The 21155-nt window shown below is 42.1% G+C and carries 16 protein-coding genes; 10 read left to right on the top strand and 6 right to left on the bottom strand.

Going from position 1 to position 21155, the window contains the following annotated elements:
* Positions 1-24 precede the first annotated feature (24 nt).
* From ACE1TH_RS10315 to ACE1TH_RS10295, 5 genes are read left to right on the top strand one after another with little or no spacing between them, the layout of a single operon-like run.
* The gene (locus ACE1TH_RS10315) at positions 25-849 is read left to right on the top strand and encodes a citryl-CoA lyase (protein ID WP_099302358.1); all 825 of its coding nucleotides are present in this window, start codon (positions 25-27) and stop codon (positions 847-849) included.
* Positions 846-2291: an aldehyde dehydrogenase family protein gene (locus ACE1TH_RS10310; RefSeq protein ID WP_375078906.1), complete on the top strand. Its 1446-nt coding sequence runs from the start codon at positions 846-848 to the stop codon at positions 2289-2291. The genes ACE1TH_RS10315 and ACE1TH_RS10310 overlap by 4 nt, the downstream gene beginning before the upstream one ends.
* A gap of 13 nt (positions 2292-2304) precedes the next feature.
* Positions 2305-3300 (top strand): zinc-dependent alcohol dehydrogenase, encoded by a 996-nt coding sequence (locus tag ACE1TH_RS10305; RefSeq protein ID WP_375078905.1) that lies wholly within the window; start codon positions 2305-2307, stop codon positions 3298-3300.
* Positions 3297-5060 carry a thiamine pyrophosphate-binding protein gene (locus ACE1TH_RS10300; protein ID WP_099302355.1) on the top strand — a complete coding sequence of 588 codons (1764 nt, stop codon included), beginning with the start codon at positions 3297-3299 and terminating at the stop codon, positions 5058-5060. The genes ACE1TH_RS10305 and ACE1TH_RS10300 overlap by 4 nt, the downstream gene beginning before the upstream one ends.
* 25 nt (positions 5061-5085) lie before the next feature.
* Complete coding sequence (locus tag ACE1TH_RS10295; RefSeq protein WP_375078904.1) at positions 5086-6279, top strand: CaiB/BaiF CoA transferase family protein; 1194 nt, start codon at positions 5086-5088, stop codon at positions 6277-6279.
* A gap of 293 nt (positions 6280-6572) precedes the next feature.
* On the opposite strand, the gene ACE1TH_RS10290 is transcribed toward ACE1TH_RS10295, so the two are convergent.
* Positions 6573-7856, bottom strand: a complete 1284-nt coding sequence (locus ACE1TH_RS10290) for an ArgE/DapE family deacylase (RefSeq protein ID WP_099302353.1) — start codon at positions 7854-7856, stop codon at positions 6573-6575.
* A gap of 280 nt (positions 7857-8136) precedes the next feature.
* Positions 8137-9882: a glycoside hydrolase family 13 protein gene (locus ACE1TH_RS10285; RefSeq protein WP_375078903.1), complete on the bottom strand. Its 1746-nt coding sequence runs from the start codon at positions 9880-9882 to the stop codon at positions 8137-8139.
* Positions 9883-10090: 208 nt separating this feature from the next.
* Between ACE1TH_RS10285 and ACE1TH_RS10280 the strand changes: the two genes are divergently transcribed.
* The 5 genes from ACE1TH_RS10280 to ACE1TH_RS10260 all read left to right on the top strand — a co-directional run bounded on the left by ACE1TH_RS10280 (position 10091) and on the right by ACE1TH_RS10260 (position 16427).
* Complete coding sequence (locus ACE1TH_RS10280; RefSeq protein ID WP_099302351.1) at positions 10091-11347, top strand: sugar ABC transporter substrate-binding protein; 1257 nt, start codon at positions 10091-10093, stop codon at positions 11345-11347.
* Positions 11344-12624, top strand: coding sequence for a sugar ABC transporter permease (locus tag ACE1TH_RS10275; RefSeq protein WP_375078902.1), 1281 nt, complete (start codon positions 11344-11346; stop codon positions 12622-12624). Before ACE1TH_RS10280 ends, ACE1TH_RS10275 begins: the two co-directional genes overlap by 4 nt.
* A gap of 3 nt (positions 12625-12627) precedes the next feature.
* Positions 12628-13470: a sugar ABC transporter permease gene (locus tag ACE1TH_RS10270; RefSeq protein WP_255224747.1), complete on the top strand. Its 843-nt coding sequence runs from the start codon at positions 12628-12630 to the stop codon at positions 13468-13470.
* Between the two features lie 239 nt (positions 13471-13709).
* Positions 13710-15362: a glycoside hydrolase family 13 protein gene (locus ACE1TH_RS10265; protein WP_099302348.1), complete on the top strand. Its 1653-nt coding sequence runs from the start codon at positions 13710-13712 to the stop codon at positions 15360-15362.
* A 39-nt stretch (positions 15363-15401) separates the two neighbouring features.
* The gene (locus ACE1TH_RS10260) at positions 15402-16427 is read left to right on the top strand and encodes a LacI family DNA-binding transcriptional regulator (protein WP_099302347.1); all 1026 of its coding nucleotides are present in this window, start codon (positions 15402-15404) and stop codon (positions 16425-16427) included.
* A gap of 35 nt (positions 16428-16462) precedes the next feature.
* Here ACE1TH_RS10260 and spoIIP read toward each other — a convergent pair whose 3' ends face one another.
* The 4 genes from spoIIP to ACE1TH_RS10240 form a co-directional block, all read right to left on the bottom strand.
* Positions 16463-17557 (bottom strand): stage II sporulation protein P, encoded by a 1095-nt coding sequence (gene spoIIP, locus ACE1TH_RS10255; protein WP_099302346.1) that lies wholly within the window; start codon positions 17555-17557, stop codon positions 16463-16465.
* Positions 17558-18012: 455 nt separating this feature from the next.
* Positions 18013-18855 (bottom strand): carbohydrate ABC transporter permease, encoded by an 843-nt coding sequence (locus ACE1TH_RS10250; protein WP_099302345.1) that lies wholly within the window; start codon positions 18853-18855, stop codon positions 18013-18015.
* Positions 18855-19778: a carbohydrate ABC transporter permease gene (locus ACE1TH_RS10245; protein ID WP_255301177.1), complete on the bottom strand. Its 924-nt coding sequence runs from the start codon at positions 19776-19778 to the stop codon at positions 18855-18857. The genes ACE1TH_RS10250 and ACE1TH_RS10245 overlap by 1 nt, the downstream gene beginning before the upstream one ends.
* Positions 19775-21061, bottom strand: coding sequence for an extracellular solute-binding protein (locus tag ACE1TH_RS10240; protein ID WP_099302344.1), 1287 nt, complete (start codon positions 21059-21061; stop codon positions 19775-19777). Before ACE1TH_RS10240 ends, ACE1TH_RS10245 begins: the two co-directional genes overlap by 4 nt.
* Positions 21062-21155: the final 94 nt, after the last annotated feature.

The following is a 21155-nucleotide window of genomic DNA, read 5'->3' as shown; positions in this document are numbered from 1 at the left end:
ATTAAGTCAAAGGGTTGTGTTAGTATGGCAGGTCGAAGTGCGTTAGAAACCTATAAACAAGGTGGCGCTTGGTGGGAAACAGATATAAGCGACATTAAAAAAAATGAAATTACCATTCGTGGGAAAAAAGTTGAAGATTTAATTGGAAACGTTTCCTACACGCAAATGTTGTTCTTCCTTTTAGTAGGTGAGGAGTTGTCGGATCAAAAAGCAAAGTTGTTTGAAAGCGTTCTTGTAGCAGGAGCGGATCATGGACCTAGGGCACCATCCATTGCTGCTGCTAGAATGGCAGCGACTTGTGGGGTGACGTTTAATTCAGCGGTGGCTACAGGTGTCAATATGCTTGGCGATGTACACGGTGGCGCTGTAGAGGATTCAATGGCCATTCTGTATGACACAAAGGAGGCAATGAACAAAGGCACAGGTGACGTTGCACAACAGCTAGATGAAATCCTAGGAGCAGGCAAGAAATTACCTGGTTTTGGCCATCAATTACATGACAATGATCCGAGAGTGAAACGTCTGTATGAATTGTCTCAGTCTCTGATTGATGATGGTGAGATTACTGGGGATTACTTAAACATTTTAGAACAATACCGGCAAGAGATTTCGACTCGTAAAAATCGAACGTTTACGATTAATGTAGATGGTATCTCTGCCGCGATTCAATGTGAATTGGGCATCCCAGCTGAAGCGGCGAAAGGCATTTTTGCCTTATCACGGGGGATGGGGATCGTGGCACATGCGTACGAAGAACTGCAAAAAGGTACACTCATTAAAGGACCTTGTCCGAATGAAGAGAACCTTGTTCGATATACAGGCAAAGCACTTGTGAAAGAGGAGGAATGATTGAGTTGAAAACAGCCACATCGTTTATAAATGGTAACTGGGTAACACCAGTTGAAAGCGAAGGGATAGAAGTAAGAAGTCCATATTTAAATGAATTAATTGGGCATCAGTATGAAACGAACGAGCAAGGAGTAGAAGAAGCGCTAGCATCGGCTTTTACTCATAAAAAAGAGATTGCTAAATTAGAGCCAATTGAACGATCAGCCATTCTCTATAAAGCGGCAACATTAATGGAAGAGAGACAAGAAGAGCTTGCTAAATTGATTTCTTCGGAAGTTGGAAAAGCACTTAAAAATACGCGAGATGAAGTCGGGCGATCGATCGAAACCCTCATTCAATCTGCTGAAGAAGCGAAACGTCAATTTGGCGAAACGATTCCTGGAGGCGCATCATCTAGAGGAAAGGGCTCAACAGCGATTACGTTCCGTGTGCCAGTAGGCGTCATCGCAGCAATCACACCTTTTAATGCACCGCTCAATCTAATCTGTCATAAAATTGGCCCAAGTTTTGCTGCTGGAAATGTAACCGTTTTAAAGCCTGCACCGCAAGCACCATTAATTGCGGCTGCGCTAGTGGAACTCTTACTAGAAGCCGGAATGCCTGCTCAAGCCATCCAAATGGTGCTCGGTGGGCGAGAAATAGGCGAAAAAATTGTGAAAGATTCTCAGACCAATCTGGTTTCTTTTACAGGTGGTGTGCCAGCCGGTCAACAAATTAGCAAAATATCTGGCATGAAGAAAGTACTGCTCGAACTAGGGGGAAATGCAGGTACAATCGTCCATGAAGACGCGGATATAGAGCGAGCCGCTACGCTAGCAACCAAAACTGCTTTTAGTAATTCGGGTCAAAGCTGTATATCGGTTCAGCGAGTGTATGTACATGAATCCATCATCGCGACATTTAGTGAAAAAATGAAAGAGAAAACAGCAGCTCTTTATGTTGGTGATCCTCGTGATGAACGGACTGACATCGGTTGCGTTGTGGCAAAAGATACTGCCGAAAGAATTACGAGCTGGATTGAAGAAGCGGTTTCTGATGGGGCGGAGGTTATCCACGGCGGTTCTGCGAATGGCGCGCAAGTTCAGCCAACCATTCTAATGAATCCGAAAAAAGAAAGCAAAGTTGTGTGTCAAGAAGTCTTCGGACCTGTCGTAAGCTTAATTCCTTATCGCGACTTAGATTGGGCGATCGATGAAGTAAATGATTCTGAGTTTGGCTTACAAGCAGGCTTGTTTACAAAATCGTTAACGGTTGTGAAGAAAGTGACACAAGCTCTCGATATGGGCGGGATCATTATAAATGGAACATCGAATTTCCGTCTCGACCATTGGCCATACGGTGGCGTGAAGCATAGTGGAATTGGTCGTGAGGGTCCAAGGTTTGCAGTAGAAGAAATGAGCGAAACAAAAATGATTGTACTTCAAGACTTTCTGACACTATAAGGAGCGATGTACGGTGAAAGAGATCTATCTAGATCAACCTCAAGTCATGCAAGTCAGAGATGCGCTCCCGTTGCCGAACATCCAAGATGGAGAAGTGAAGATTAAGCTACTTTACGGCGGTATATGTGGATCTGATTTATCTGTATATAAAGGGAGGCTCCCTCATGCGCAATATCCGCTACGACCAGGGCATGAAATTGTCGGTGAAGTGATTGAGAGCCGAGCGGAACACATTAAACCAGGCGGGCGTATCGTTGTCACACCCAATACGTTTTGTGGACAATGTGAGTTTTGTTTGAAAGGCAAACCAAATATTTGTAAAGAAAAACAGTCGATCGGTATTACGTGTGACGGTGGATTTGCAGAAGAAATGATCGTCCATTCGCGCTATTGTTTACCAATTCCAGATGAACTGTCTGATGAGGCAGCTGTGTTAATTGAGCCATTATCCGTTATTGTCCACGGGATCAAACAAATTGATATCCAACCTGGTATGCGGGTGCTTGTTGTTGGCTGTGGAACAGAAGGGTTGCTTGCATCTGCGTTAGCTCATCATGTTGGAGGGAATGTAACCGCTATCGATATTAATGCAAATAAATTAGCGTTATTGCAGTCATTTGATGACATTACCCTCGGTCATCCGATGGACATTGTCGGCGAAACATTTGATATCGTCATTGAAGCCGCAGGTACAAAACAATCAGTCGAATCATGCTTTTCACACTTGAAGCCAGGCGGAGAACTACTATTAATTGGGATTACACCAGAAGCAACCATCCCTGTCGCGCAAGTTGTTCGAAATGAACAGAAAGTTGTTGGCAGCATTATCTACGAATTTCCTGCTGATTTTCAGACGAGCGTCTCGTACTTATTAGATGAAACCTTTGACCCAACGATCTTCATTTCAAAAATCAAACCTTTTTATGACTATGAAGAAGCGTATCAAATGGCGTTAAGCGGCAATTATGCAAAAATCGTACTACAATTTAAAGGAGCTGTTGTCTCATGAAGAAGCTAGTATCAGAACAACTTGTAAAGTATTTAGAAAGTCGTGGAGTTGAATATGTGTTTGGTTTGTGCGGTCATACGAATATTGCCGTGCTAGCTGAATTAGACAAAAGCCCAATTAAGTTTATTAATGTTCGCCATGAGCAAATTGCGTCCCATGCGGCAGATGGGTATGCACGAGCAAAGCGTCAAACGTCTGTAGTATTGAGCCATCTTGGACCTGGTTTAACGAATGCCGCCACAGGTGTAGCAAATGCGGCACTTGATTCCATTCCAATGGTTGTCATTGCAGGAGACGTTCCAAGTCATTATTACGGGAAGCATCCACACCAAGAAGTAAATATGCATGCAGATGGCGCTCAATGGGAAATTTATCGTCCGTTTGTGAAACGCGCATGGCGTGTGGATCGTGAAGATTTATTTCCTGAAATCATGCAAAAGGCGTTTCAATTAGCAGAAAGTGGTCGTCCTGGTCCGGTCCTTGTGTCTGTGCCGATGGACATGTTTTCAAAAGAAGTGGAAGAAGAGAAGTTTGCGATGTTAAACCATCATACCCAAATGGTCGAAAAACCATCATTAGATGAAGAGACAGCAGAACGAATTGTTGAGACATTAGCACAAGCGGAACGTCCTGTTATTTATGCAGGTGGGGGCGTTATTCTTTCACAAGCAGAAGAGGAGCTTAGAGCATTTGTAGACCATATGAATATTCCTGTCGCGCATTCTTTAATGGGCAAAGGTGTCTTGCCTGATGATCATGATTTAACCATTGGCATGACCGGGTTCTGGGGGACAAAATTTATTAATGACCAAACAAAGAATGCTGATTACTTATTTGGAGTCGGTACACGTTTTTCTGAAGCTGACTCTAGTTCTTGGTACCATGATGTTACGTTTAATTTTCCAAAAACAAAACTGATTCATATTGATATTGACTCAAATGAGATTGGCCGTAATTATCCAGTTGAAATTGGCGCGGTCGCTGATTTAAAACGAGCTTTCGTTGCCTTAAATCGTGTGGCGAAGCGCTTATATCCAGATGGAATTGACCGCAACGCCAAGTTGAAAGAAGAGATTCAAACCTACCGTCAGTCTTTACGAGCATCTATTAAAGACAACGCGACAAGTGACGCGTTCCCGATGAAACCTGAACGCATTCTTGCAGATGTTCGCGACGTATTGCCAAGAGACGCATATATCACAACAGATGTAGGCTGGAATAAAAATGGCGTTGGTCAACAGTTCCCAATTTATACACCAGGCTCCATTTTAACACCTGGAGGATACGCAACAATGGGCTTTGGGTCCTCTGCTGCACTTGGGGCAAAACTTGCACAGCCGAACAAAGTGGTTGTGTCCTTGATTGGTGACGGTGGATTTGGTCAAAATCCAGCTGTGCTCGCAACCGCTGTAGAAGAAAACATTCCAGTTGTCTGGGTTGTCATGAATAATAGTGCATACGGCACAATCGCTGGTCTTGAAATGGCTCATTACGATACGACATACGGAACACTTTTTAAGAAAGATGGAGAAAGCTACACTCCTAATTTTGCGGAAATCGCAAAAGGTTTTGGCGTAAAAGGGATCAAAGTCAAATCGGCAGACGAATTTAAACATGAGCTAAAAGCCGCCATCGAAGCGAATGAACCAGTAGTGCTTGATGTCGCTATGAGAAACGAACCGGTTCCGACTGACGGTCAATGGAACATTAATGACATTTACTCACCTGATAGTGAAAAATCACATGTGAGCATCCCTTAAAAAAGGAGAGAAGGAGTGTACAAAGATGAAAACACCATTAGAAGGCGTCAAAGTGCTCGATGTGTCTACAATGATTGCCGCTCCTTATGGGACTGCATTGCTGGGAGATTTTGGAGCTGACGTAGTAAAAGTTGAAATTCCAGGAAGAGGGGATACGTCAAGAAGCGTAGGACCTTTTAAAGACGACGAACCCCTTCGCTGGCCTGGCTTATCACGTAACAAAAAGTCGTTAACACTCGATCTTCATCAAGAAGAGGGCGTTAATATTCTAAAGAAGTTAGCTGCGACTCACGACATTCTTGTAGAAAACTTTCGTCCAGGGACACTAGAAAAATGGGGTGTTGGATACGATGTGTTAAAAGAAATAAACCCGAACCTCATTATGATTCGAGTGTCTGGCTATGGTCAAACAGGTCCTTATAAAGAAAAAGCAGGCTTTGGAACGCCAGCCACAGCGTTTAGTGGGTACACGTATTTACAAGGCTTTACCGATCGTCATCCAGTCAGTCCACCATTCTCATTAACGGACTATATTTGTGGAATCTATGTGGCGTTTGCAGCTGTTACGGCACTTTATCACCGCGATGCTCATGAAGACGGAGAAGGGCAAATGGTGGATATCGCCCTTTATGAAACAGTCTTCCGCATGATGGAGTTTCTTGTAGCCGAATACGATCAACTGCAAAAAGTGAGGGAGCGTGCGCCAGGATTAGCTGGTCACTCTTCGCCATCAGGAACGTTTCAAACAAAAGATGGCCACTGGGTAGTGCTTGTGACGAGCACGGATACAACGTTTAACCGCTTAGCCAAAGCGATGGATCGAGAAGATATGCTCACAGACCCGCGCTACCATACAAATGCGCGTCGCTTAGAGAACAACGATGAGACCAACGCAATTGTGGAAGCGTGGATTCATGCACAAGATCGAGAAGTGCTACTGGAAAAACTCGACAGCTACGGCGTTCCTATTAGTCCGGTTATGAGCATCGCCGATATTTTTGAAAATGAGCAGTATAAAGCGAGAGAGAATATTGTTGAAGTGAAACACCCACGTTTAGGAGCGATAAAGGTGCCAGGGATTGTACCGAAGTTTGAAAAGACGCCTGGGAGTATTCGTTCCATTGCACCGGATTTAGGTGAAAATAACGAAAGTGTGCTAATGGAAATTGGCTATAGTAAAGAAGAAATTGAACAGTTTCTGCAAGATCAAGTGATTTAAGTCAATGTCATCACTCGATAGTGATGCAAAAAAAGACGTACGATAGATTTTATTATGGCGAACGCTTTCCCACAGGCACAAGCACGATATCCGTTTGCACTGCGCGATCACTTGTGCTCACGGTGTCTTCTTTGCCTCGGGTATGGCCTGAGCCATTCCCATTCATTATAACTTTATTTACGAACGGCAGAAACGAGAATAGCGGACTCTTTTCTGAAATAAAGTTGATTCGCTATTTCATTCAAGCGCTTACGAAAAAAAAGGGATGCTAGTAGCATCCCTTTTTTAGTTGCCTATTTTTCACCTACTCCACACCAGTTCGCTAAAAAGTTTGCATACACTTTCGTAACATCGCGGACGCTTTTTAAATCTACCCATTCGTTGACCTCGTGAAAATGACCGCCAACAGGGCCGTAGCACGTTGCATCAATATCATAATAAAGCTGAAAAAAACGTGCATCCGTCGTAGAAGGTAATGTCCGTCTAGATGGTTGTGTGTTGGTTACGAGCTCGTGCGCCGCGTCAAGCTCCTTAAACAACTCGGAAGACTCATTACTTAATGTACCTTCTGCATGAAACCCGTAAAATTCAATGTCAGGTGGATTTTCAATAAACCACGCGTCTTTTTTCGTTTCTTGCATAATCCATTCAATTAATTCTTGTTTGCGCTCAGCAATGGATTCGCCAGGAAGTAAGGCGACACGACCTTCAATTTTTGCCCGAATCGGTTCGTTCGATGCAAAGTCACCTGCAGTTACCTTACCAATGTTCAGATCAATTGGCTTATCTTGATCTGAGAAAGTGAGGTGAGATCTCGTTTGATTTAAATGACGCTCAAACGCAAGGAGTGCAGACGTGATCATGTGTATTTTTTCGATAACATTGGTTTGAGTTTGATTTATTTGATCTTTTTTAATCGTTCGAAGAGATATCTCAAACCAAAGTGAGCCGACTTGTCCAGTGGAAGGTTGCAAGCCAAATGGCTCAGGAATAAGAGCCGCGTCCGCTGTGTATCCTGCTTCAAGTGCCGCTAGCGCACCGTTACCCGAGCGCTCCTCGTCAGGAACAATTTGCAGCATAAAATCGTTGTTAGGCACGTAGCCACATTCAATTAAGGCACGATATGCAAAAATCATGGCCGAGAGCCCGCCTTTCATATCTGCAGTTCCTCGTCCATAAAGACGACCGTCTTTTTCAACTGGTTCCCAAGGAGACGTCTCCCACTCAATGGTCGGTTCAGCGCTAACAACATCCGCATGACCTTGGAAGATAAGCGTTTTTCCTTCAGACGGGTTTGCGCCTTTCTTTGTGCCAATCACAATGTCGCTGTACTCATAGGACCACTTAACAGGGGAAAAACCAGGGTGTTTTTCTATACGCTCCATGTCAGGGTAAAATCGATCTACTTGCAAATTTAATTTTGTTGATAAATAGTCGGCCAAAAACAATTGAAGGCGATGTTCTTTTCCACTTAATGAAGGGAATCGAGTGATTGTTTTTAGAAATTCTACTTGTTCAGTCCATAACTCATCGATTTTATTATTTAGTTGTTCACGTAACAACTGAGAATCAATCATTGTTTATAGTGTCCCCTTTGTTCTAATCGCTGAATTAATTCCATAAGTCGTGACGACGATGGCAGTGTTCATGATATCTTGCCTTGTGAATCATGAGCAAATAAACAAACATCTACGCAACGAGGCTCATGTCATTCAATTATTATGGAAGAATCATGTTTGTCGTCTAAGTTTTATTCAGTCTTCCTATTCCCTATACATTCACTGGAAAAACATTGAAGATAACTCATTAGAAAAAACTTGCCAGCGACTTCATTCGCCTGGCAAGTTTATAGTGCAATTATGTGCCACGAGTTAATTGTACCACGCAAAAGCTTTCTTGTTCTAATGAAAACGAAGAGGATACAGACTTGTTTTTAAAAAGGTCATACCCTTGTTCATTTTTTTGTGGAAGAGAAAGAGTCTTTTGTTTTAGGGAACGATTATAAGCAAACAGCAGTGTTTCTTCAGGTGTAGACGTTTTGTAAAGAAGAACGTCGTCATCATCAGAGTCGATAAATTCAAGGGAATCGTAGGTCCCGAATGCTGAATGATGCTTTCGCAACACAACTAACTTCCGCAAAAAGTTGAGCATATCCAAATCTTGTTCCTCTTCATCCCAGATCATACAAGCACGGCAACCAGGATCGTTTTCTCCAGCCATACCGATTTCGTCGCCATAGTAAATACAAGGAGAACCAGGAAATGAAAACAGCAAGGTAAACTGGAGCTTCGTTAAAGCTTTATTATGATGACTTGTTGTCAGGACGCGAGCGGTATCATGGCTATCTAGCATGTTAAATTGTGCAGCATTTACTGTATCGGGGTAGCTCATTAAATGCTTTGTTAGCGCCATTTTTGCCTCTTCACTTGTTTGCTTATGAAGCGCATAGCTTTGAATCGCATCTGTTAGAGGATAGTTCATGACCGCATCAAATTGATCCCCTTGAAGCCATGCACTTGATTGATGCCAAATTTCACCAAGAATATAGACATCGCCTTTTACGCGCTTCACTTCCGAACGAAACGCGCGCCAGAAATCGTGATCGACTTCATTTGCAACATCAAGTCGCCATCCATCAATATTAAATTCCTCAATCCAATATTTTGCTACCTTTAAAAGATACGCGCGAACATCAGGATGTTTTGTATTTAATTTCGGCATGGATGAAACAAAAGCAAATGTTTCATAGTTCGGACGTTCTCCTTCTGGTTTTAGTGGAAGGTCGAACGGGTGAAACCAATCTTTATAGGCTGAATCCTCGCCGTTTTTTAATAGATCTTGAAAAGGAGGAAAATAATAGCCGCTGTGATTAAAAACTGCGTCAAGCATCACGCGAATGCCGCGCTTATGACATTCCTTCACAAGTGTACGCATCGTTTCTTCATCGCCAAAATGTGGGTCAAGGCTTAAATAATCAATCGTATCGTATTTATGGTTCGAAAACGCTTTAAAAATCGGTGTGAAATAAACGCCGGTAATACCTAAGTCTTGCAAATAATCTAGATGATCGATGACACCTTTTAAATCGCCACCAAAAAAGGTATCCGGTTTAGGTGCTTCACTTCCCCAAGGTAACGCATCTTCAGGATTTCTTGCAGGCTCACCATTTGCAAATCGCTCAGGAAAAATTTGATACCACACGGTATTCGCAACCCAAGAAGGAGGTGTGAATACGTCGGTTTCATGAGCATAAGGAAGACAAAAATAAGCGGAAATCTCCTTCGGTTGTTGTGCATAAAACCCTCGCTCGGCATAAAATACCGTTTTATCACTCGTTTCAATTTTAAAGCCGTAGCGCATACGAGAGTAGGGCATTGAAACAGAAACGGACCAGTAATCATACATGTCATCGCTATGAATGAGTGACATAGAGGAGTTGCTTGATTGCCATTGTTCGTTTTTCCAATCATAAGGGTCCCCGTGAATTACGGTTACATGAATTCCTTCATTTAAAGGTGTTTGCAGACGAATAACGGCTTCATGTGAGGATGTTAAAAAAAGGTGGTGATGTTGTTGGGTGTGGATAATACCAGCTTGATTCATCAGAACCCTCCTAGGTTATTTTCTTAAATCATATAGTTGGTGTGGGATTGGTGTCAAATCTTTTTGCAAACGATTTCCTATATAAAAAAATAACTATTGCCTAATAATAAATTTATCCGTATACTATGTGTGTAATTGGTATGTAAACGGTTTATTTATTTTGTGCAAACGTTTGCCTTTGCTTAAGCATATATAGGGGGGATACGAGATGAAAAAATGGCAGTTTGGTATGAGTATGTTAGTAGCAGTTGCGATGCTCGGTGCGTGCGGTCCAGATCGAGAAGGTGTAGTGGAAGAGTTAGAACCTGAACCTGCAACAGAGGAAAATAAACCAGATTCGCTTCATATATGGGTGAATGATGATGAGCGTGAACTTTTAGCGTATCGAGAAATTGGCGACAATTTTGAAGATGAGACTGGGATTGAAGTAAGAATTACACCTTTTAGTATGGGGGATCAATTAGAAGCGATGTCTCTTGATGCTCCAGCTGGTGGGGGACCAGACTTGTTTTATCAACCGAACGATATGGTTGGAAGCATTACACTTCAAGGTTTAGCTGCGGACATTGATCTAACGCCTGAGCAAGAAGCGGAGTATTTAGATGGCACATTGGAAGCGCTTAGCTATGAAGGTGAGCTAGCTGGTGTGCCGGCGGCAGTTGAAACGTACGCGTTGTTTTACAACACCGACATTATTGAAGAAGCACCAGAAACAATTGAAGAACTAGAAGCACTTGGTGAGGAACACACGAACGCTTCGGCTAATGAGTTTGGATTTCTTTTAGAATCACGTGAAATGTACTTTGCCTATCCATTTTACGATGCGTACGGTGGCTACATCTTTGCTGAAGACGGCGAAGACTATGACACCCTTGATATTGGCTTAGCGAATGATGGGGCTGTTAAAGGTGGCGAAATGCTACAGCGCTTTCACCAGGAAGGGTACTTACCACAAAATTTAAATGCGGACATTTTGAATGGCTTATTTTTAGATGGAAGTGTAGGAGCAGTATTCTCAGGTCCTTGGAACATTGCTGAATATGGGGAGAACCTTGGGGATTCCTTAAAATCAGCACCGCTACCGACTGTGGACGGAAATCCGATGCGCTCTCTCGGTGGCGTGAAAGCGTGGATGGTGAACGGATATAGCGATCACATTAGCTGGGCAACGGAATTGGCACTTTTTATGACGAATGAAGAAAGCGCACAAATCTTTTTTGAAAACAAGCGTGAAATTCCCGCTCGTGCCGAAGTGACGCTAGACGATGAGCTTTACGAAGGTTTCCAAGAACAACTTGAACATGCGTATTTTATGCCAAATGTACCTGAAGTTTCCGCCGTCTGGGGACCAATGGGCGATGCAAACGTGTTTATCTCACAAGGAAATGATGTACGAGAAGTATTAGAGGAAACCGTTGAATTAATTGAAGATGAAATACAAATTATGGGGGCTGGTAGAGAATGAAAGACGTAGAGCCAATGAACAATCATAACCCCAAGCTTGCTGGGATCTTATCCGTTATCCCTGGACTCGGGCAACTTTATAATCGCCAGTGGCTTAAGGGAACGTTGCTTCTTCTTGTAACAGCTGCATTTATCTTTGTATTTTACGATATCTTTAACATGGGCTATTGGGGATTATTTACCCTTGGAACGTTGGATGGCGTTGATGATTCTCGTGTGTTAATTGGACAAGGGATTGTAGCCGTCTTTTTAACAATTTTTGCAGCAATCATGGTGTTTTTAAATATCAAAGATGCCCGTCGTGTCGCGAAAATGCGTTTAGATGGGGAAGGAATCCCATCACTACGTGAACGTACGAAGCATTCATGGGATAAAGGATTCCCTTATCTACTTGTTTTACCAGGATTGGCGTTATTGCTTTTAGCAGTCGTATTTCCACTTTTATATATGATTGTTTTAGCATTTACCGATTACAACCTATTTAATTCACCACCTCGAAATGTGTTGAGCTGGGTTGGATTTCAAAACTTTATTGATTTAGCGACGATTCCAATTTGGCGTCAAACGTTTATCTCTGTTCTTTCTTGGACGATTGTATGGACGGTTGTAGCGACAACCTTACAAATTGCGTTAGCGCTATTCCTAGCAGTTATTGTGAATGATAAACGTATTAAAGCAAAGAAATTGATTCGTACTGTCCTTATTTTACCTTGGGCTGTACCGAGTTTCGTCACAATTATTATCTTTGCGGCAATGTTTAATGATGGGTTTGGTGCGATTAATACAGACATCTTTGTCCCGTTGTTTGATTTTGCGGTTCCATGGTTATCGGATCCGTTCTACACACGAATTGCATTAATTATGATTCAAGTTTGGCTAGGCTTCCCATTTGTGTTTGCCCTCTTTACTGGAATCTTGCAAAGTGTATCTGATGATTGGTATGAAGCGGCGGATATGGATGGCGCAAGTCGGTTTGCGAAGTTCCGCTTTATTACGCTACCACACGTACTTTTTGCAACAGCACCATTATTAATTATGCAGTATGCGGGTAACTTTAATAACTTTAACTTAATTTACTTATTTAACGAGGGTGGACCTCCAGTGCGTGGTCAAAGTGCCGGAAGTACAGATATCTTAATTTCATGGGTATACAGTTTAGCATTTGAAAACTCTCAATACAGTATGGCGGCAGCAATCTCCATTATTATCGGTATTCTTGTAGCACTTTTCGCAGTGTTGCAATTCCGTCGCAGCGCGTCATTTAAGGAGGACAGATAGACCATGAAGCTTAAAACAAAATCAAAAATAGAAGTCTTTCTCATGTATGCGTTTATCTTCTTTATGTTCGTGATTATTGCGTATCCTCTAATTTGGACAATCGGTCTCTCATTGAGCCCTGGTACAAATATTTACGGAGCGAGTATCCTGCCAGATAACTGGTCATTGGAAAACTATCGCTGGTTGTTCTTTGATGAACAAAGTCAATACACAACGTGGTATATGAATTCGTTATTTGTTGCAACCGTTACGTCTATTCTTTCAACAATTGTTGTCTGTTTCACAGCATACGCATTCTCTCGCTATAATTTCGTTGGAAAAAAGAACGGCCTTTATTTATTCCTCGTTCTTCAAATTTTCCCAGTGATCATGGCGATGGTTGCAATTTATGTTCTATTAAACACAATTGGTTTATTGGATAGCTTATGGGGATTGATCCTTATCTACGTTGGTGGGTCTATTCCAATGAACGCATTCCTTGTTAAAGGATATTTTGATACATTGCCTAAAGACTTAGATGAATCGGCCAAGCTTGATGGAGCAGGACATTTCCGCATTTTCTTTACAATTGTGCTTCCACTGGCGAAACCGATCTTGGCAGTTGTGGCGTTGTTCAACTTTATGAATCCGTTAATGGACTTCATTTTACCGAGAATCGTTTTACGTAGCCCTGAAAACTACACCCTCGCGCTAGGGCTGTTCAATTTTGTTAATGATCAGTTTGCTACAAACTTTACACGATTTGCGGCAGGGGCGGTACTGATTGCAGTACCAATTTCGATTGTATTCTTGTTCTTACAGCGCTACTTAATTTCAGGATTAGCGTCAGGCGCAACAAAAGGGTAAGAAACACGATAAAGGAAAGATACAAGGAGATTTCTTTTAGAGATCTCTTCTTGTATAAACAAATGATGAAGTTCATGGCTGAGACCGTGCCCTCAAGTGATCGCGCAGTACAAACGGATGTTGCGATTGTGCCTGTGGAGAAGCGTTCGCCAAATAAGGGTAATGTTCGTTTTTGAATGAATTTAAAAGGCGCTAAAAAGAGATTATAGCTGATATGTATAAAGATAGGAGTTTTGGAAGTGTCAAAAAAATGGTGGAAAGAAGCGGTATGCTATCAAGTCTATCCGCGTAGTTTTTACGATGCGAATGGAGACGGCATCGGTGATTTAAGAGGAGTTATTGAAAAGCTAGATTACTTGCAGTGGATGGGCATTGATGTGATCTGGATGAGCCCGATGTATGATTCGCCTAACGACGATAATGGATACGATATTCGAGATTATAAAGCGATTATGAATGAGTTTGGTACAATGGCTGATTTTGATGAGTTGCTTGAAGAAGTGCATTCAAGAGGGATGAAGCTTATTATCGACCTCGTCATTAATCATACGTCTGATGAGCACGAATGGTTTGTTGAATCTCGTTCATCAAAAGAAAATGAAAAGAGAGATTGGTATATTTGGCGCGATGCCAAAGAAGATGGGAGCGAGCCGAATAACTGGGCTTCTATTTTTAACGGTCCGGCTTGGGAGTGGGACGAAGCGACGCAACAATACTATATGCATATTTTTTCGACGAAACAACCTGATGTAAATTGGGAAAATCCAGATGTGCGTGCGGCTCTCTACGAGACGATGAACTGGTGGATGGATAAAGGTATTGATGGCTTCCGTGTTGATGCGATTAGCCATATTAAAAAAGTAGACGGGTTTCCAGATATGCCGAATCCAAATAACGAGCCCTATGTTGATTCATTTGATGGCCATATGAACCGACCAGGGATTCATGATTACTTGCAAGAAATGAAGGAGAACACCCTTGATCAGTATGATGTCTTTACTGTTGGCGAAGCAAATGGCGTTCGAATGGAAAATCCTGATGATGTAGCGGCGTGGGTAGGAGAGCAGCATGGTGTGTTCAATATGGTATTCCAGTTTGAACATTTAGGTCTTTGGAGTAAAGATCGTGAACAGAAATTAAATGTTCCAGCTGTGAAAGAAGCGCTATCGAAATGGCAATACGGGCTGGAAGGTCTTGGTTGGAATGCATTATTTATTGAAAATCACGATCAAACAAGAGTAGTATCGTCATGGGGCAATGATGAAGAATATTGGGCTCGCTGTGCAAAAGCACTTGGAACGATGTACTTCTTTATGAAGGGAACGCCTTTTATTTATCAAGGTCAAGAAATTGGCATGACGAATGTTCAATTTGACTCGATTGATGATTATGATGATGTGTCGATGCGTAATTTTTATAAACAAGAGATGGATAAAGGCGTCCCTCATGAAGAGATTATGCCAGTGATTTGGGAATCTGGACGAGACAATTCACGTACGCCACTACAATGGAATAAGAGCAAAAACGGTGGATTTAGTACAGCGGATCGCACGTGGATGAAAGTGAATCCGAATTATACGAGCATTAACATCGAGAAGCAGCAGGATGATCCTGATTCAATTTTAAGCTACTATCGAAAAATGATTGAAGTTCGGAAGCAATTTGATACACTAGTATATGGAAACTATGAATTACTCGATACCGATGACAATGTGTTTGCATACGAAAGAAAAAGCCAGAACGAAACAATTACCATTGTCGTCAACTTATCTGAAAATGAACGAGCGCTTCCTGTCATTAAAGATGATGAACTTCTTTTAACTAATGTGGATTCGGAAGCGAGCGGCACGTTATTACCTTACGAGGCGCGTGTCTACCGTACAAAAAAATAAGCGCGCACGGCGGGACGATGTGAAAAAGGGTGGAGTCTAGTGAGTACAATAAAAGATGTGGCGAAATTAGCAGGGGTGGCACCATCAACTGTCTCAAGGGTGATTGCCGATAGCCCGAAGATTAGCAAGAAGACAAAAGAGCGAGTAAGAGAAATTATGGATGAACTCGGTTATTACCCAAACGTTCATGCGCGCAATCTTGTAAATAAAGCAACGAACGTGATCGGCATCATTATGCCAAGTGCATCTTACGCTCCTTTTCAAAATCCTTTTTTCCCAGAAGTGTTGCGAGGCATTACGGCGCAAGCAAATGAAGACAAGTATGGTCTATACTTTTCAACGGGTCAAACGGAAGAAGATATTTTAGAAGAAGTGAAAGAGATGGTTCATAGTCAACGTGTAGATGGCATCATTTTGCTTTATTCTACAACCAACGATCCGATTATTCCTTTTTTACTTAAAGAGAAATGTCCGTTTGTCGTAGTTGGACGTCCTCCTGAACAATATGAGCATATCGTTTCGTATGTAAATAATGACAATGTCAAAGCTGCGAGAACGATTACGGAATATGTCCTCTTGCTGAGACATGAGCGAATTGGCTTTATTGGTGGCAGAAAAGATGCTTACGTCACCCTTGATCATAAAGAAGGGTTTGAACAGGCGCTTGATGCTGCAGGGATTGAAATGAATCCTGCTTATGTCGTCTACCATGATGAAATTTTTGATGGTGGGGAACAAGCAGTCATTGAACTGATGGCTCAAAAAACACCACCAACAGCCGTTGTTGTTGCCGATGATTTAATGGCACTCGGTGTATTACGGATGTTAATGAGTATGGGGTATCGTGTGCCAGAAGACATATCGGTAGTGAGTTTTAATAATGTGCTGATGTCAGAACTTTCCACTCCGCCATTAACTACGATGGACATTTATATTTATGAACTAGGCTTTCAAGCAGCCTCGCTCGTTCGTGAGCAAATAGCTGCTCCGCTAATGGAAGCACAAGCAAGAATTGTTGGTCATAAACTAGTCCGCCGTGCTTCAACAAGTCGAAGAATGGATTAAAAAACACGCCTCTCATCCAGGGAGGCGTGTTTGCTTTATTCTTGGATCGTCTCTTTATAATAATCAGCTAGCAGGTCGGCTACAACGTCTGCGCTCCGCAACGCTTCATCCATCGTGTTGTCAACACCGCCAAATTCAACAAGCATCGCTGTATCAGCAAGGTCTTGATTATAAATGCCGTTACCTTGTGACAAGTCTTTTTCAAACACACCACGACTCAAGCCAGGGTAAGCTTCTTCAATTAGGTTATGAAACTCCTTAGCGGTCGCTAGTTGTGCATCTGCGTTTGGATGGGCCGTACCTACAACGAAAAAGACACGTGCATATGTTTCGTTGTTAATCGTTACGGCTGTTACATCTCGACGTACTGAATCTCTGTGGAAGTCGAGCAGGAGATCATACTGCTGCGTTTCTAGTTTTTCTTCAATAATTTGTCGTGAAGCGGTGTAATAATTACTCATATTACGTTCTGCCATATAGGCGTTCATATTCGTCTTATCTACATCGGCTACAATGCCGTGATTGGAAAGCCTGTCCGCAAAATGTTTTCCAACATTAATGATGTTTAATTCAGGATCACTGGAAATGGCTTGATCTGCATTTTCAGCTCCTTCTAGACCAAGTTCAGGTAAGAACGATTCATAGCTATGGGTGTGGTAAATGAGCACAGATGGTTCTTGATCCTCAGCTGCTCTTTCAGTCGATTCTTCCTCTTCATTTGGGTGTTGCTTGGCTAGTTCAGCTAAAGAATCTTCAGGAGGCAATGTTTCTCTTGGCATGTTCGTCACATCCGTACCTTGACCAGCAAGTGCAATTCTTGTATCAAATGCTGCCATGGCAGGGATTCCTTGTGACAGAAGAGATAATGGATGGTTAAAATCTAAATTCGTTGCTGCATTCATAAAGAAATTGCTTACCGATTTGGCTTCAAACTCATCTGGAAGTGCTTGTTTGTATAAAGGGTTTTCCATAGAAATAAGGTGGAGCAAATCAACCCCTTCTAAAGGAGAAACCATATCATTTAACCCTCGGTTATACCAGGTTTGATTTGTCGCTAAAATACTAATAATAAGTAATGTCGATAGAAGCATAATGGAGAGGCTCCCTAACCATTTCATTACGTCATTCACAACAAAATCACCTTCCTTGTTCTCTACTCTATGAAACTGTAAACGAAAATATCACTTGAAAATTAGGGAAGGGAATGGACTAAGGCATCAAAAAGAAGATACAGATTTAATCGAAGTAATGGAGAGTGGCTTCAAGAAAGACATAAACAAAAGGGGAGAAGCGGTGTACGGGCTTGATTCTACTAGAAAATATAGTGAATGGAACTAGTGTGTGTATGTAAACCTTTTTTTCGCATATGTCTCACTCGTTAGCGCCGATGGCGACCCCAACGGGAAAAGCAACAATCCGAAAATCCGAGAGTGATGTTACCGAAGGAATTGAACGTTCCCATTTTCGGATATAGGATGACAGTTTATAGATAGACCTAATTAGATTAAAGAAGGCGTTACACAGAGATGTGGACTTGACTCAAAAAAGAGCAACATAGCGTAAGCCATGTCGCCCTTATGGTAGACTATCCTTTTACGGCTCCAGAAGTTAGCGCGCCAACAATATAACGCTGGAGAAGCAAGAATAAGATAATGACAGGTACAATAGACATAATGCTACCTGCTGCTAAATAATGTGTGGTAATTTGAGCTTGGGTAGACTGCAAATTCACGACACCAACAGATACAGGATAGAGAGCGGCATCGTCAATTAAGATAAACGGGATGACAAATTGAGACCAGCTTTGGACAGACACGAGAATGACAACAGATATAATCCCTGGTCGTGCCACTGGTAACAGAATCTTGGTTAAAAGCTGCCATTTTGTACAGCCATCAATAATAGCGGCCTCATCCATTTGTTCTGGAAGCGTGTCAAAATAATTTTTCATAAACCATGTAGCAAGAGGGAGCACAACGGCTACATAGATTGCTAGAATGATAAGAAAATTATTGAGAAGGTCCCAGTTTGCAAATAAACGATACAACGGAATTGAAATCACGACAGCAGAAATCATTTGTGTCATAAGCACAATCATGAGAAAAGCGCCTTTTCCTCGCATTTTAAATCGTGATAACGCGAATGCGGCAGGAAGTGCTATGAGCAAAGTGAAAAGAACTGTTAATACAACGAGTCGAAATGAATTCCATAAATACGTTAAGACAGGGGTTGTTTGTAACACTTGTAAATAATTTTCGACCTGCCAGCTCGATGGCCAAAGTGAAGGCGGGACTTCAAACAATTCACTTTGCGTTTTAAGCGAGACAGAGCCGACCCAAAACAACGGGAATAAAAAGATGACGACAACGAAGAAATATGCGGCGTATAACCCTGCTTTCAAGAGACGTTCTTTCTTTTTTGGTGTCATCAATTCTCACCTCGTTTTCCTAATACTCGTAAGTAAATTAAAGTCATGACAATGTTGATTGTTAAGAGCACGACTGAAGTAGCGGCACCGACACCTAAGTTAAATTCTTGGAAAATCGATGTATAAATACTTAAAGCTATCACTTCGGTGCTGTTTCCTGGACCACCTTGGGTGAGTGCCATCACCATATCAAATGTATTAAACGTATCAATGGAAATAATAATTAAATTGACGAGAACGATAGGAGCGATGGCTGGAATAATCACGTTCTTTAATCGCTGAAAGGGACCGGCTCCATCAATTTTGGCAGCTTCAAGTACATCTTTTGATACGGTTTGTAAGCCTGCATACATGAGAATCATACTGAAAGCTGTACCGCGCCAGACATTCGCAAGGGTGACTGAAAGGAGTGCCATTGTCGGATCAGATAAAAAGGTAATCGGCCCAAGACCGACGAGAGACAGAAAGTAATTCAAAATTCCAGCCTGTGTTTCCGTGTAAAGCATTTCAAAGATAATCCCAATGACTACCCCGGGAATCGCCCATGCAACAAGGACCGATGTACGGACGATAACTGTACCGCGTAAGTTTAATTCTTCTCCTCTAACAATGAGAAGTGCAACGATAAACCCGAAGAATAACTGTAGGACGACGCTGAAAAAAACAAAGAATCCAGTCGTACCAAGCATTGAAAAGAAACCAGGTAACGTAAATAAACGAACGTACGACTCTAGTGTGTAGTCAAATTCTGGATCTACTAAGTTCATATCTGTAAAGCTCATCCGAATAATCTCAATAACTGGATAAAGAAAAATGGCCACTAATAAGAGAGTTAGTGGAATAAGCCATGGATAAGGGGTATCTGAAAACCTTCGTTTCTTTCGTTTTGAAGCAGTCATGGTTGTTTTTGTTTCTGGCTTCATTCCTCATCCTCCATTCCGAACGTGACGATTTCCCAAGCGTCTTCGAGTGCTTCTTCTGGAGTTTTACTTCCTGATACAACTTGAGAGATGGCCGTTTGTAATTGAACAGAAACGGTATTGTAAACGAGTTCTGGTGGACGCGGTTGCCCCTCATCTTCTAAAATATCTTGAAATTCAGCGATAAATGGAATCGGTTCGTATTCAGAGGACTCATAAACGGATTGGCGAACGGGCATGGAGCCATCACGGGTAGTAAAGCGAGCCATTCCTGTTTCTCCAACATACGTGCGCTGTAAATAATCAAACGCAGCTCGCTGTTTCTCAGGGTCTTCAGTAAAAATACCAAACGCCCAACCACCAACGGTTGTCGTATGTTCTCCACCTTCTATGTAGGGAAGGGACGCAACATCCCAATGCTCAAACTCATCGCCTAAAATATCTTGAAAGGTGTTAATCTGCCAACTTCCTGGATAAAGCATTTTGACTAAACCAGTAGAAATTTCGGCATTTCCGTCATTTTCTTCGCCGTTAGTCGCCATTCGCTGTGAAATGGCACCAGACTCTACGCCTTCATGAATAGAAGTGAACACATTAAGCATGTGGTCACGATTCTCTTCATTATAAAAAGCAGGTCGACCTTCTTCGTCAATGAGCTCGCCTCCTTGTCCCCAAAAGAGTGGCCATAAACTTGTTACCGCAGTTCCTTCTCCAACGCCAAGAGGGAGAGTTAATCCTTCAAATCCTTGATCGACTAAATCGTGAGAAATCTCCATCGCTTCTTCCCATGTAGTAGGTGGTTCTGGAACATAGCGGGTATCATAAAACACATAGCGAATATCTGTACTTAAATACAATCCATAGACGTGACCATCGTCACCGATCATTACTTCTCGTGCGAAAGGTAAGAAATCGTTGATATCCATATCAAATTCTTCCATCAGTTCGTCGAGAGGCTGTAAGTAGTCTTCAAATCGTTCAATCGCGTACCCATCAATAAGCGCAAAGTCAGGGGCTTGTCCACGAGTCGCTTGTTCTTGTAAACGTGCCATCGCTTCGTCAATATTTGAAGTGTGAATACTATGCTGCATTGAAAAGTCGTACTCTTCTTCAATCGCATGAATATTTTCTTGCACGTATGTACTCATCTCTTCATCTGGAGCATCTGGAGAAGAGTCAGAACCAGTAATCCATGTAATCGTTTCGTCATCGGCAGCTGTTGTGCAGCCACTAAAAAATAAGAGAAAGCAGCCGGTTATGAAACACTGTTGTTTTTTGCTGGACATACAAACGCCTCCTTCTTGGATTCCATGAATCAATACTGTATTTCCACTTATCAAAATGGTATCGTTTTCATAAAATGATGTCAAATCATATCGA

The sequence above is a fragment of the Shouchella sp. JSM 1781072 genome (assembly GCF_041949915.1).
In the GTDB taxonomy this organism is placed as follows: Bacteria; Bacillota; Bacilli; order Bacillales; family Bacillaceae_D; genus Shouchella.
This window is presented reverse-complemented; position numbering and strand designations above follow the sequence as displayed.